Source organism: Corallococcus sp. AB011P (genome assembly GCF_003611605.1).
GTDB lineage: Bacteria > Myxococcota > Myxococcia > Myxococcales > Myxococcaceae > Corallococcus > Corallococcus coralloides.
Window position 1 is genome coordinate 273,691 of record NZ_RAVX01000003.1, and the last position, 13,090, is coordinate 286,780.

At 69.9% G+C, this 13,090-nt stretch carries 9 protein-coding genes and 1 pseudogene; 3 read left to right on the forward strand and 7 right to left on the reverse strand.

Annotated elements, in window-relative coordinates; genetic code table 11:
* Nucleotides 1–13: 13 nt before the first annotated feature.
* A pseudogene (locus D7X30_RS10880) lies at nt 14–845 on the forward strand (transposase); the annotation flags it as partial.
* Nucleotides 846–1,039: 194 nt separating this feature from the next.
* Here D7X30_RS10880 and D7X30_RS43805 read toward each other — a convergent pair.
* Nucleotides 1,040–1,405, reverse strand: coding sequence for an HNH endonuclease (locus D7X30_RS43805; RefSeq protein ID WP_158619236.1), 366 nt, complete (start codon nt 1,403–1,405; stop codon nt 1,040–1,042).
* Nucleotides 1,406–2,003: 598 nt separating this feature from the next.
* On the opposite strand from D7X30_RS43805, the gene D7X30_RS10890 reads away from it, so the two are divergent.
* Complete coding sequence (locus D7X30_RS10890; RefSeq protein ID WP_120562823.1) at nt 2,004–2,498, forward strand: hypothetical protein; 495 nt, start codon at nt 2,004–2,006, stop codon at nt 2,496–2,498.
* An 88-nt stretch (nt 2,499–2,586) separates the two neighbouring features.
* On the opposite strand, the gene D7X30_RS10895 is transcribed toward D7X30_RS10890, so the two are convergent.
* The 3 genes from D7X30_RS10895 to D7X30_RS10910 form a co-directional block, all read right to left on the reverse strand.
* Nucleotides 2,587–3,927 (reverse strand): sigma-54 dependent transcriptional regulator, encoded by a 1,341-nt coding sequence (locus D7X30_RS10895; protein ID WP_120562824.1) that lies wholly within the window; start codon nt 3,925–3,927, stop codon nt 2,587–2,589.
* The gene (locus D7X30_RS10900; RefSeq protein WP_120562825.1) at nt 3,924–6,056 is read right to left on the reverse strand and encodes an ATP-binding protein; all 2,133 of its coding nucleotides are present in this window, start codon (nt 6,054–6,056) and stop codon (nt 3,924–3,926) included. The genes D7X30_RS10895 and D7X30_RS10900 overlap by 4 nt, the downstream gene beginning before the upstream one ends.
* 389 nt (nt 6,057–6,445) lie before the next feature.
* Nucleotides 6,446–7,078 (reverse strand): OsmC family protein, encoded by a 633-nt coding sequence (locus D7X30_RS10910; RefSeq protein ID WP_120562827.1) that lies wholly within the window; start codon nt 7,076–7,078, stop codon nt 6,446–6,448.
* Between the two features lie 439 nt (nt 7,079–7,517).
* On the opposite strand from D7X30_RS10910, the gene D7X30_RS10915 reads away from it, so the two are divergent.
* Entirely contained in the window at nt 7,518–8,021 is a 504-nt protein-coding gene (locus tag D7X30_RS10915; RefSeq protein ID WP_158619237.1) for an SRPBCC family protein, read from the forward strand.
* A 7-nt stretch (nt 8,022–8,028) separates the two neighbouring features.
* Here D7X30_RS10915 and D7X30_RS10920 read toward each other — a convergent pair whose 3' ends face one another.
* The 3 genes from D7X30_RS10920 to D7X30_RS10930 all read right to left on the reverse strand — a co-directional run bounded on the left by D7X30_RS10920 (nt 8,029) and on the right by D7X30_RS10930 (nt 12,778).
* Nucleotides 8,029–9,468, reverse strand: a complete 1,440-nt coding sequence (locus tag D7X30_RS10920) for a cytochrome-c peroxidase (RefSeq protein ID WP_120562829.1) — start codon at nt 9,466–9,468, stop codon at nt 8,029–8,031.
* A gap of 211 nt (nt 9,469–9,679) precedes the next feature.
* Nucleotides 9,680–11,059 (reverse strand): Ig-like domain-containing protein, encoded by a 1,380-nt coding sequence (locus D7X30_RS10925; protein WP_120562830.1) that lies wholly within the window; start codon nt 11,057–11,059, stop codon nt 9,680–9,682.
* Between the two features lie 81 nt (nt 11,060–11,140).
* Entirely contained in the window at nt 11,141–12,778 is a 1,638-nt protein-coding gene (locus tag D7X30_RS10930; protein ID WP_120562831.1) for an OmpA family protein, read from the reverse strand.
* Nucleotides 12,779–13,090 lie beyond the last annotated feature (312 nt).

Consider the following 13,090-nt stretch of genomic DNA (forward strand, 5'->3'; position numbering starts at 1 on the left):
CACACCGCCACTCGTGGCGGAACTCGACCCCAGGGACGTGCGAATTGCGAAGCTGGATGCGCTGCTGGAAGCGGCGCTCGAGCGCATCGCGCACCTGGAGGAAGAAAACCGGCAGTTGCGTGAAGAGAACCGGCAGTTGAAGGATCGGCTGAATCTCAATTCGAGCAACTCCTCGAAGCCGCCCTCCTCGGATGCGCCTGGTACCCCGCGCCCGCCGAAGAAGCGCACGGGCCGCGGCCCCGGTGGCCAGCCAGGGCACAAGAAGCACGCGCGGCGTTTGCTGCCGCCCGAGGCAGTGCAGCACGTCGTCGAGCTGGTGCCCCGTCAGTGCAAGGGCTGTCGGCGGCGGCTGGTGGGCAGGGACTGCGAGCCGCGCCGCCACCAGGTGGTGGAGGTGCCGCCGCTGTCGGCCATCGTCACCGAGTACCGCAGCCATGCGCTGGCGTGCAGCGCGTGCGGCACGCTGACGCGGGCGCCCGTGCCCGCACGCGCGCAGCGCCTTCGGCGAGCGACTGGGCGCGCTGGCGAGTCTGCTGGTGGGCAAGTACCGGCTGTCCAGACGGCTGGTGAAAGACGCCCTCTCGGACATGCTGGGCGTGGACGTGTCGGTGGGCAGCGTGGTGAATCTCGAAGCGGAGATGACCGACGCGCTGGCCCCAGCAGTAGCCGGGGCCCGCGCGTATGTGCAGGCGGCCGACAAGGCCCACGCGGACGAGAGGGGATGGGTGGAGGGGCGCAAGGAAGGCCGGAGCCATCGTGCCTGGCTGTGGGTGGCAGCCACGGCCCGGGTGGTGGTGTTCCACATCGCGCGAAACCGTAGCGGCAAGGTGGCCCAAGCCCTGCTGGCTGGACTTCCTGACGGACACGCTGCGCACGCACCGTTGGGGCCTACTGCCACCCTCGCTGCTGCCTCTCGCGGAGGCCCCTCAGTTCGCGAACGCAGCATGAGCCGGTGAACGGTTACATGATGTTTTGCTGGATCTTTGCCGCCAGGAATGCGGGCCGTGCCGTCTTCATCTATTGCGCCAAGGCCCCGCAGTCATTGGTGCATGGGCTGTTGAAGGGAGACGTCGATGCCTGCCAGTTGGAGGCATTGTGGGAGCCGGGTGTGATTGAGGTAATCCCAGGCTGCATATGTCATCTCGTTGGCGGGCTGAAGGATGGCTGTGGCTCTCTTTGGGGTCACTTTGGTATTCAATGGTGCCTTGGCTTCGCGAAGTCGGCTTGGAGTCAGGTTCTGTCCAAGTTCGCGCTTTGTATGTTCCTTGCCATGATGGTTGAGGCATGGTGTAATTAGATTGGACTCGTCGTGATTTCTGGAGTCGGACCACTCGTCAATGTGGTGGAGAATGACCGAGACGTTGCCGTCTCCGCAAGCGCTGCACGCCCATGCGCTTTCGTGCACGGTTTTGTTTAGGACGGCCTCCGGTATTGGGGGCGGTCTTCGGCGTGGATTCCCTGTGTCAGGTGTTTTGGTATTCCCAGTTCGCTGAGTTACTCGATGGTGAGGCAGTTATGCGGGATTCAATAGCAGATAGACCAGCCCGAGCGCACTTCGCCTCGCTCTTGGCAGCCGCAGCACTATTGTTTTCCTTCGGCTGTACTTCCGCCAACTCTCATGGAATAGGCCGGACGACGTTTGCCTTGGCGCAAGCTGAGTGCAACCAAGGCGACTCTACTATTTCCTGTTGCCTCAAGAGGCATCCGTACAGCCCAGAGAGTTGCGGAGCTGAAGCGCCTGTAAGATCGCCTCAACCTCCCATCCTCCTCCCGCCGCCGGGGGCTACGGACCCCGCAAGCGCAGAAGAGTTACCAGCACCTGCGGAGAGAGAACGCTGGCGATCAGAAATATGCGAGCCACACTACGATAGGTGCGTAGACAAAGGGGGCGGAAAAACGCCCGGCCGCGTCCACAGTGAGACGCAATGTAAAGCCTGTTACGAATACTGCACGCGCAGAGGTTTTTGGCCCAGCTCTGCCAACGGAAAAAGGTGTCCAGGAGGATGAGAAACCGCCAGTCGCAGAAAACAGGACGCGAGCCCATTGGCGCACTGGAGAGCGGTAGGCTTCACCTCTCTTTGTCAAAGGCGACCTTTGCGGAGTTCGAGCGCACATTTCTGGAACACCAGCGAGCATGGCTGCGCAAGGCCAAGACGCCGAAAGAGCAGCTTGTCATCAAGCGAAGGACGGCCGAAGACATTCTGCTGGGCGCTTACGGGCGCGAGTGCACCTGGGCTGAATTCAGCCGCGCGTTGCGTCGCACTGAGAAGCTGGGCTACGACAATCCAGCAAGGCGAGCCCACGTGGCGTGTATTTTTGCATTGACCATCAAGCAGTTTCCCGGCCAGTCAGAGAGGGCGCGGCGGAAGCTGGATGAAGCAGAGCGGCACTTGCTCTTTCTGCGTAAAGCCCACCCCGTGCGAAAGGAAAACCTAAAAGAAATTCAACACATCAGGCGGATGGCCGGATGGAAGACAAGTGCCCCATGGGCGCGCTAGGCGTTTACCGTTCCTTCGCGCCGGGCGGGGGCTCCACGAACTCAATGAGACGTGGAGCCCACTGAAGCGGATCATGCCCAGGGGACTCTCACCCCTTGTGCTGCCATCCCTTGAGCTTCGCGTAGAGCGAGCTGCGGGAGATGCCCAGCTTCGTCGCCGCGCGCTCCACGTGGCCGCCCTCGCGCGCCAGCACGCGCTCGATGTGGCGGTGCTCCAGCTCCTCCAACGTGAGGTCCTCGCCCAGCGGCTCCTCCGCGGGCAGCAGGGACTCGAAGCGCAGGGCGCCGCGGGACAGTCGCGACGTGCCGGACAAGAGCACCGCGCGCTCCAGCACGTTGCGCAGCTCGCGGATGTTGCCCGGCCAGCTGTAGGCCATCAGGGCCCGCTCCGCGTCGGGCTCCAGCTCCACCTGGCCGCGGCCCCGGTGCGCGCCCATCTCCGCCAGGAAGTGTCTCGCGAGCACCGGCACGTCCTCCGCGCGCTCGCGCAGGGGCGGCACGTGGAGGAGGAGCGTGCTGATGCGGAAGTACAGGTCGCTTCGGAAGCGCTTCTCTCTCGCGGCCACCTGCAGGTCCTGGTGCGTGGCGGCCACGAGCCTCACGTCCACGCGCCGGTCCTTCACGTCGCCCAGACGCCGGAAGCGCTGCTCCTCCAGCACCTTGAGCAGCTTGGGCTGGACGGCCACGTCCATGTCGCCAATCTCATCCAGGAACAGCGTGCCCCGGTCCGCCACCTCCAGCAGGCCCTGCTTCGCGGCCACCGCGCTGGTGAAGGCGCCCTTCTCGTGGCCGAACAACTCCGAGTCCAGCAGGTCCTTGGACAGCGCCGCGCAGTTCAGGTCCACGAAGGGGGACTCCTTGCGCGGTCCACCTTCATGCAGCCAGCGCGCGAGCACGCCCTTGCCGCTGCCCGTCTCGCCCGTGACGAGCACCGGGCTGTCGCTGTCGCGCACGCGCTCCGCCTGGTCGCGCAGCGCGCGGATGGCGGGGCTGTTCCCCAGGAAGGGGTCCACCTGCGTGCGCACCGCGCGCGAGCGGTCCGCCAGCAGCCGCTGCCGCTCGCGCCGCTGGGCCACGAGCCGCTCCAGCACCACCTTGAGCACCGCCAGCTCCAGCGGCTTGGTGAGGAATTGCTCGGCGCCTTCCTTCACGGCCTGCACCGCCAACTCAATGGAGCCGTGCCCGGTCAGCACCACCAGGGGCACCGCCGCGTCCAGCTCCTTGAGCCGGGGCAACAGCTCCAGCGCCGTGCCGTCCGGCAGGCGGTAATCGATGACGGCCACATCGGGCCGGTGCGCGCGGAAGCCCTCCTGGGCCTCGGCGACGCTGGTGGCTTCATCCACGTCGAAGCCGTGCTGGGTGAGGTAGCCCTTCATACCCAGACGGACGCCGGGCTCGTCGTCCACGAGCAGGATGCGGGTGCGGGTCATGACACCTGTGACTGCGGAGTTGGGCCGGTGCTACCGGCGGGGGAAAGGGCGGGCAGCAGGATGGTCACCTCCGCGCCTCCCTGGGGGTGATTGGACAGGCGGATGCGCCCCTGGTGCTCCTCCAGGATGCGCTGGACGATGGACAGCCCCAGCCCGGTCCCTCCTCGACGCTTGCTGAAGAAGGGCTCGAAGACGTGGGGCAGGTCCTCGCTCTTGAAACCGGGCCCTCCGTCGTGGACGGTGCAGCGCACCCAGGGGCGCCCCGCCTCCTCCACGGCCTCCGCCGTCACGTGAACGGTAGTGCCCTGGGGGGAGTGCTGCACGGCGTTCTCCACCACGTTGCGGAAGACATGGAACAGGCGGCGCGCGTCCATGCGCACCGGGGGCAGCGCGTCGGACACCTCGCGCTCGAGCCTCACGGCCGCCTTGTCGCCCGTGAGCGTGCAGGCGGACAGGGCTTCGGAGACCACCGCGCCCACGGCGCCGTCCGTCCACTCGCCCCGCGTGGGACGGCCGTACTCGAACAGCTCCTGGGTGAGGTGGGTGAGGCGGCGCACCTCGCCACGCAACACGTCCAGGTAGGGCTTCAACTCCGGCCGGGCGCCGTAGGTGGCCTCCACCGCGTCCACGACGGCGGAGATGGAGAAGAGGGGGTTGCGCACCTCGTGGGCCACGCCCGCGACGATGGCGCCCATGGCGGCCATCGTTTCACCGCGGCGCACGTGGGCCTGCAGCTCCAGCAACCGCGTGACTTCGGTGGCCACCAGGATGATGCGAGGGTCCTCACTGGCCTTCTCGTCCACCCAGGCGGCCGATACCTCCCAGGTGCGCCCGGATTCCGTGTCGTGCACCTCGTGGCTGGTGCGGCCGTGCGTCGCGCGCAGCTCCTCCACCAGCGGACCCGCGCTGGACCAGGGCGGCGCCCCGGCGGTCGCGGAGAGCGGCTGGCCGGAGGGGTCCGCCTCCCGGAAGAGCACGCGGGCCGCGTCGTTGAGCCGGTGGATGATGCCCTCCGCGCTCAGCACCAGCAGCGGCGAGGACACCGCGTCGAAGGTGCGGCTCCACTCCGTCGCGGAGCGGCGGAAGCTGTCGTTCAATCGCTGGCGCAGATCGTCCGCGAGCCGCCGGTCGGTGACGTCCGTGACGACGCAGCCCAGGTGCACGCCGCCCCGGGCATCCAGGCCGGAGGCCGCCGCGCGGCTGCGCACCCAGCGCACGCGCCCGTCCGCGCAGATGATGCGGTGTTCAATCTCCACCTCCGTGCTCGGGGCCAGGGCCAGCGACTCGATGCACTCGCGATAGCGCGTCCGGTCCTCCGGGTGGATCATCTCCGCCCACAGCGGCGAGGGCGTGCCCTCGGGACCGCCGCCGGTGAAGGCGCTGGCCGGATAGCCGGTGGTGCGCTCCACGACGGGCGTGCAATAGAAGTCACGCAACACGCCGTCCCGCAGCTTTCCACCCCACAGGTAGTCCGGCAGCGACCGGGTGAGCACATCCAGGCGCCCCTCGTGTTCCTGGAGGGACGCCTCCGCGCGCATCCGCTCGGTGACCTCCGACAGGGACGCGATGACGCCCAGCACCGCGCCGCCCGAGCCGCGCACGCGCGAGTAACTCCCGAACCAGAAGCGCGTCTCGCCGGGCGCGGCGGGCGTCTCCACCTGGAGGCTGAGGTCCTGCAGGGGGGCGTCCGACTCCAGCGCGCGGGCGAGCCGGGGCGCGAGCGCCGTGCCCAGCGCCGGCAGCACCTCCGAGACGTGGCGGCCCAGGTGCGCGTCCGCCGGCAGGCCGTTCATCGCGGCGAGCGCGGCGTTGACGTGCACGTAGCGCAGGTCGCGGTCGTAGAACGCGAAGCCCACCGGCGTGATGTCCATCACCGCGTCGCGCAGCGCCCGCGCGTCATCCGCCTTGTCGAGCAGCCGGGCGCACTCGCGCTCGCTCCGGGCCCGCGAGCGAAGCGCGGCCCCCGCGCCTACCGCCGCCAGCACGAACGCGCTCACCGCCAGCAGGGCGATGCGGACACCCGCTGACTGGCTTTCGCTCCAGGCCGCGACCAGGCCCATGAGCACCGCGCACGCGGCGGCGACGGCGAGAATCCGGAGGAGGTGAGAGGGCGAGGAGGACGGGAGCATGGCGCGCGACGAGCGCACCTCACTCTATGATTCCTCGCATCGACGTGCATCGCCGCGTGAAGGCATCCAACGCAGTCATTGGACGAAGGTCCAGGGGAGAGCGTAAGTCGTTTCCTCTTGGTGAACGCGCTCGGACGCAGTGTGTGTCAGGCCTGTGGTGATCCGCGACGCCGCGCGGGCGGGCGCTCACCCGCCGCGCGGCACGGGCGCCTCGGGCGGCCGGTCACGCGATGATCGTCGGCGGCCCCGGATGGTTGGGGTCATGCGCGGGTGGGTCCTGGATGCCCGGCTCCACCTCCGGGTCCTGCTGGGGTGGAGGGGGTTCCCGGCGCTGGGGCTCACCCGGCGGTGGATCCTTCTCCGGCGCGGGCGGCCGGGGCGGATCAACCTCAGGCGTGGGTTTCGGTTCCGGCTCCTTCACCGGCTTCGTGGGCGGATTCGTCTGTGGATTCGTCGGCATGTCCTTCCACACTGCGCATGCCGCTCCCCCAGGGAACCGCCGCGTCCGCCTCGCCGGGAGCAGTTGCGTGGTTTTCGACAGCTGCGGGGGTGTCCACACGACGGGCGTGGGCCCAGACCTCCACCACCGGCTCGATGCGCGGGGTGAGCTGGAGCATGGAGCTGGGGAAGCAGCGCTCCGGCAGCCGGGCGAAGAGCTGGCGTGCGTCCTCCGCCTCCCGCGGACTGCCCACGGCGACGTGCGGCCGGACGATGAGGTCGGTGAAGTGGGCGGCCTGCTCAGGGCTCCCGCTCACCAGCCGGGCCGTGGCGGAGCTCTGGTAGAAGAGCACGTCCACGCCCGCCTCCCGGGCCCCGTCCAGGAACGCGTGCAGCGTGCGCCCCTCCACCGCGCCCACCAGCAGCGCCTCCGGGTCCCACCGCCCGTCCTCGGGCCCGCCTTGCTGGCCGCACAGCGGGCGGCCAATCGGAACGGGGGGCGCATGGTCGCTCGTCAGCACCGCGCCCCGGTCTCCCTGCCAGTAGAGGCGCGTTTCGTACTCGGTGATGGAAGCGGAGGTCATCGGGCATCTCCTCGGCAAGGGGGCATGCACCATGCGCCTTCAACAGACATGCCGGGACAATGCTTCACATCCCGCCAGTCGATGCCCTGGAGGGCGAGTCCCCCCAGGTGGGCCGGTGATCGCGGGGCCACACGCAGACTGACCCGGGATGCGGAGCGCTTACAACAGCCCTTTCGGACGATTCCGACTCCGCTGCTCTTGCTCCACATCACGCGCCTCAATGCCTGACATGGGGGGCGGCATGAATGCGATGCGATGTGGTGGGGGATCGGGTCCGTTGACTGTATGGCTTTACGAGGGCTTCCAGGGCCGCACGGCCTGAGGGGAGCGCGTTCCGTCCAAGGGGCACGCCCTGCGCCCGGAGGCCCGCCCGTGGACGGTGGGGCGCCCTCCAGTCGCATGGCCGCCCCCGGGGCGGAGCCCCTTCTTGAGCATGTCCATGCAAGAACGACCTGAGGCACTGATGGCCGAGGCCTATGCGAGTCAGCTCATCCAGGCACCCGCGGACGTGGTCTGGGACCGCGTGGGAGGCTTTGACAGCCTCCCGCGCTGGCACCCGGGCGTCGTCTCCAGCGAGCGGGTGACGCGTCCCGACTCCGGCCCCCTGCGCCGGCTCACCACGCGCGACGGCGAGGTGTACCTGGAGGCGCGGTTGGAGCACGACCCGCATGCACGCAGCTATGCGTACGCGATGGTGGAGGGCCCGCTGCCCGTGCGCGACTACGTGGCGAAGCTGCGGGTGACGCCGGTGACGGCGACCGGGCAGACCTTCGTGGAGTGGCACGCGACCTTCGGCCTGATGCCGGGGCACGAGGGCGAGGCGGCGGCGCTGAGCCAGTGGATCCGCGAGGAGTTCTTCGCGCGGGGCCTGCGGGGACTGGCGCACACCTTCCTGCCGCCTCCGCCCCGGGTGCCGGCGCCGGAGCTGGAGTGGCGGCGCTGAAGGGCGCTTACAGCCGCTGGAGGAAGCGCAGCAGGTCCTTCTTCTGCGCGGGGCCGAGGGACTCCGGCGGCCCGCCCGGGAACTCGGGCGGGTGCACCGGCAGCGCGCCCACGGAAGGGATGCCCGGGAGGATGAAGCGGCTGTAGGTGTCCACCGTCTCCGCGAGCGTGGCGTGGCTGTTGTCGTGGAAGTACGGCGCGGTGCGGGCGATGCCGCGCAGGGACGGCACGTCGAAGGCCTCGAACTCCGCGGGGTCGCCGCTGATCAGCGCGCGTCCGGGGTCGGTGGAGTACCACTGCGCCGCGAGCGCGGGGCCCACGATGGGCGCGCCGTTCTCATCCAGCGCGGGGTTGATGTCATCCGGGTCGCCGCTCGCTGTGACGGGGATGGGAGGCAGGTCCGTGACGGCGTGCTGGCGCGTGCCATCCGTGTAGAAGCGGAAGCGGTACTGGGGAAAGTCGACGGTCGTGTTGTAGAGGGGCACGACGCCGCGCTGGCCCAGGTAGGTCATGTACGCGTAGCCGGCGTTGAGGAACTCGCTGTGGGGGCGGGGCGCGCGCACGGGTTCGGGCAGGCCGCCGGGCGTGACGGTGTACTGGATGTTGCCGTCGGGCTTGAGCGCGTAGAAGAGCGCGTCGTGCGTGTCGCGGTTCACGATGCGGTTGCGCGTGCGGTCGCCATGGCAGGCCTCGCAGGCCAGGGCATAGACGTCGCGGCCGCGCCGCTCGGACGCGTCGAGCAGGAGCAGGGCGTCCGGATCCGGGATGGCGCTCAGCGGCCAGCCGCGCTCCAGCAGCTCCGACACGAAGCGGGCGCGCGGGGAGCTGAACACACTGCGCTCGAACGCGGCGATGCGCTGGAGCACGGCCGGCGCCACCGTGCCGCCCTGGCTGTGGCTGGTGACGGCGCTCTGGGCCTGGGTGACCAGGTCGGTCTCGCGGCCGTCGAACTGGAAGGGGCCGGAGAAGCCGGTGTCGGCGATGCTCGGCACGGCACGCCAGACGGACACCTTGCGGTCCGCGGCGGTGATGATGTTCCCCTGCACGTCGATGACGTCCATGTTCGCGGGGAGGGGGAGCACCACGCGCACCAGGCCCTTCTTCAGGTGCTCGTAGGTGGGCACGGGGGCGGTGGGGTCATCCGCGTCGATGCGGTTGAACAGCGGATCCGCGGGGTTCCGCGCCCAGAGCGCCTCCACATGCGCGGGCGTGAGCGCGGTGTCGTCCGCGAATACGTGGCACGTCGCGCAGGAGCGCCCGTTGGTGCCGGGCAGGGCCTCCTGGAAATGCTTCCTGCCGGCGGCGGCCTGCGCCACGGACGCCAGCTCCGCCTGGGACGTCGCGGGCTCGGCGGTGGCTTCCACGGAGGCCGCGGTGTCGGTGCAGCCCGCGAGCCCGGCGAGCGCGAAGGCGCCCAGGGTGCTCGCGATGAATCGATGTCCTGCCATGTGTTCCCCTCCCGGTTGCTGCGATGGGAGGGGAACACCGCGCGCCCCGCCTCGTGTCACCGCGAAAGCGCGCGGGGGCGACGTCAGTCCTTCCGGATCCAGTTCTGCCGCTGCTCGAACGTCCGCGCGAAGAAGACAGGTAGGGGTGAAGGCGTGCACCGGGCGGCTCGATGGACCGCCCCGTGCGGTGTGACGGGTGAAGGGGGGAGGCTCAGGACTTGCGGCGGCGGGCGCGCGCCATCAGGCCCGCGAGCAGCGCGCCGGCCCACATGGCCGGCGCAGGGGACGTGGCGCCGCAGCCCAGGCCGCCGCCGAGCAGCTCGTCGTCGAGCGTGCCGCCAATGACTCCGGAGTCGTCCGGAGTCTGGCCACCGCCGGTGCCCGGGCCCGGGTCCGTGGTGCCGCCGCCGGCCGGGGTCGTCTCCCACGTGTAGCTCACCGCGACGCCGATGTTGCCGGCCGCGTCCACCGCGCGGACGTGGAGGGTGTGCGTCCCGGGCAGCAGGTTCTCCAGCGTGATGTTCGACAGGCAGTCCTGGAACTCCAGCCCGCCCACGCTGCACTGGAACGTGGCCAGCGCCTCGGTCGCGGCGAAGCCGAACGAGGCCGCCGTTCCGGCCAGCACCTTCGGCGGCGACGTCACCAGCGAGACCCCCGGCGCCACCGTGTCCACCGTCCAGGAGTAGGTCGTGGCCTCCGCCTCCTGGTTGCCCGCGGTGTCCCGAGCGCGGACCGCCAGCGTGTAAGGCCCGTCCGCCAGCAGGAGCGTCAGGTGCGGCGAAGCGCACGGCAGGGCTGGGCCGCTGTCCAGCGCGCAGGTGAACGTGGACCGCGGCTCCGAGGCCTGGAAGGCGAACGCCGAAGTCGGGGCGTTGCTGTAGGCCGGTGGCGTGGACGTGAAGGTCGTCTTCGGCGGCGTGAGGTCCACCGTCCACGAATAAGTGGCCGGCGTGTTGTCCGTCAGCAGCCCGAGCAGGTCCCTGGAGCGCACCTGGAGCTGGTGCGGGCCCTCGGCCAGGCCCGTGAAGTCGCGAGGCGTGTCACACGCCACGAACGTGTCGCTGTCCAGCGCGCACTCGTACGACACCAGCAGTGCCGAAGACGCGAACGTGAAGCGCGCCTGCTGCTGCGCGGTGGAGAGCGCCGGGCCGCTGAGGATGACCGTCTCCGGCCCCAGGGCCAGGATGCTGAACTGCACGCTCGCCGCGGGGCCCGTCTGGCCCGCGATGTTGGTGCTGACCGCCACCAGCGTGTGCACCCCGTTGGACAAGAGCTCCAGCAGCGACGGCGTGTAGCTCCAGCGGCCATTCACATCCGCCGTCACCGTCGCGGCGATATTCCCATCCAGGCTGAGCGTCACCTGCGCGCCGGCCTCCGCGGTGCCGCTGAAGAACGGCAGCGCGGTGGACAGCAGCAGCCCCAGCGTGGGGGTCAGGATGACGGGCGCCGCGGGGGGCGCGTCGGGAAGCGCCGCGGCCACCTGGCGAGGGGACACGGCGGTGGAGACAGGTGAGGCCTCGGTGGTCGCATGGGCATTCAGGCAAAGCGCGGCCAGGGCCCCCAAGAGGAGGCGATAGGAGGAGGTTGACATGGAATGATCCGAAGAGGAGGGGTTGTGGGAGTGATTGGGAGGGGGTTGTGAGATGGATTGGGAGAGGGATTGGGCGGCGGATCAGTCGCGCGCGGCCTGGCCGGAGGCGGGCTCCGGCTCGATGTGGAACTCCACGCGCCGGTTGAGCTCACGGCCGGCTGCGGTGTTGTTGGAAGCGACGGGGACGTCAGGGCCGCGGCCGGCCGCCATCAGCCGGCCCGCCGGGACGCCGCGCATCTCCAGGTGCTGGACGACCGCGGAGGCGCGCTGTTGGGACAGCGTCCGGTTGGTCTCCGGACGGCCGCGCGAATCGGTGTGGCCTTCCACCAGGATGCGCTTGAGCTCCGGGTGGTTGATGAGCACCTTCGCTACCTGCTCCAGCAGCGGGAGCGAACGTGGCAGCACACGCGCCTGGCCGGTGGCGAAGTAGACCTTCTCCCGGATCTCCAGCCGCTCCTGGGTGATGACCACCCACTGCTTCTGCTTCGCCGGGCAGCCCTGGTTCGACGTGGGGCCGGCCACCATCGGGCAGTTGTCCACCGCGTCCACCACGGTGTCGCCGTCGTTGTCCACCTCCGGGCAGCCATCCTCGTCGAGGAAGCCGTCGCGGTCCTCGGGATCCACCGGGCAGTAGTCCTTGGCATTGGCGACGCCGTCGTTGTCGTCATCCAGGTCCGGGCACTGCTCCAGCGAATGGCTCTGGTTCGGGGCGCACACGTCCACCATCGCCACCGGAGGCTCTACCGGAGCCGGCTCCGGCGCCACGGCCACCACCGGAGCAGGGGCGGGGGCCTCGGTGATGCGGGGACGCATCACCGGCTGGACCGCCTGGAGCGCGGACACCGACAGGCCGGCCATCACGCGGAAGGCGGGCGTGCCCGGCGCGGTGCCCAGACCGGGGCCGCCCAGCGCGAACACCTCCATGCGGGACCCCAGCGCGTAGCGGCCGCCCGCCAGCAGCTCCACGGGCACCGGGCTGTCCGTCAGCGGCACCGCGGAGCGCAGGCCCAGCTCGCCGCGCAGCTTGTGCCCCGTGGTGGCCACGGTGGCGGCCCAGGGCAGCTCCGAGCCGACCGCGTTCGAACCCACCGCCGTGCGGTTGCGCAGCCGGATGCCCGCCTCCAGGCCCAGCACCACCGGCCCCACCGTGCGGCCCGCGGACACGCGCGGCGTCACGTCCCAGCCGCCGCTGCCCTGGAGCGAATCCTTGTTGCCCACCGGCAGGCCCACCGCCAGCTCCGCCGCCAGCGACACCGGCGCGGACGCCTCATCCAGGAGCCCCAGCCGCCCCTGCAGCACCGGCGTCCCCAGGCCCCATGACGAGGGAGTCGTCATGCCCACGTCGGAGAACCCGTGGGTGTCCTGGTGGGCCATCAGGGGGAGGATGGCGCCCACCTCGAACCGCTTGCTCACCGTATAGGTGCCCGCAAGCTGCACCTGCGTGCGCGACCTGACGAGCGCGTCCATCCGCTCGCCATCGCGGTAGAGCGTGAGCGGCGAGCGCTCGTGGTGCGCCGCCAGGGACAGGCGCAGCTCACCCGGCTCGCGCAGTCCGCCCGCCGCCGTGCCGAGCGCGGCGCTCGATGTGGGGTTGAGGCTCAGCCGCTCCAGGTCGAAAGCGGGAGCAGTGGTCGAGGCGGCGCTGGCCAGGGAGGGCAGCAGCACCAGGGCGTACAACAGACGAAGGCGCGGCGGCAGGGGGATGGGGGTTTGGAACATCTGGCTCTCGTGATGTGGCGGGTCGGAACGGCGCGACGGGGGACGAAAGCTGGACGGGCGAGATGAGAAGTTGTGAGGAATTGATTTCTGGAGGCGGATTGGGTTCGCCAGGGTGACTTCAGGTTCTGGTTTCACGGTTTGTCGCGAGCGCAATCACAAGTATTGAAGCCGCCGCGCCACTGCTGCCGGGCTGTCCAGCCGCCACGGCCTGTGCCGGAGGGTCCTCGAAAGGTTCGACTCGGACGTTCTGCCGCCTTCCTGGCTCGGAACGGTGTGAATCCGCCGTCGCTCCAGGCACGCTGCCGCCCACAA

Excerpts from the sequence above, each read along its gene's own strand:
- D7X30_RS10890 (WP_120562823.1), top strand. The coding sequence starts at position 2,004 with ATGAGAAACCGCCAGTCGCAGAAAACAGGACGCGAGCCCATTGGCGCA.
- D7X30_RS10895 (WP_120562824.1), bottom strand. The coding sequence starts at position 3,927 with ATGACCCGCACCCGCATCCTGCTCGTGGACGACGAGCCCGGCGTCCGT.
- D7X30_RS10900 (WP_120562825.1), bottom strand. The coding sequence starts at position 6,056 with ATGCTCCCGTCCTCCTCGCCCTCTCACCTCCTCCGGATTCTCGCCGTC.
- D7X30_RS10910 (WP_120562827.1), bottom strand. The coding sequence starts at position 7,078 with ATGACCTCCGCTTCCATCACCGAGTACGAAACGCGCCTCTACTGGCAG.
- D7X30_RS10915 (WP_158619237.1), top strand. The coding sequence starts at position 7,518 with ATGCAAGAACGACCTGAGGCACTGATGGCCGAGGCCTATGCGAGTCAG.
- D7X30_RS10920 (WP_120562829.1), bottom strand. The coding sequence starts at position 9,468 with ATGGCAGGACATCGATTCATCGCGAGCACCCTGGGCGCCTTCGCGCTC.
- D7X30_RS10925 (WP_120562830.1), bottom strand. The coding sequence starts at position 11,059 with ATGTCAACCTCCTCCTATCGCCTCCTCTTGGGGGCCCTGGCCGCGCTT.
- D7X30_RS10930 (WP_120562831.1), bottom strand. The coding sequence starts at position 12,778 with ATGTTCCAAACCCCCATCCCCCTGCCGCCGCGCCTTCGTCTGTTGTAC.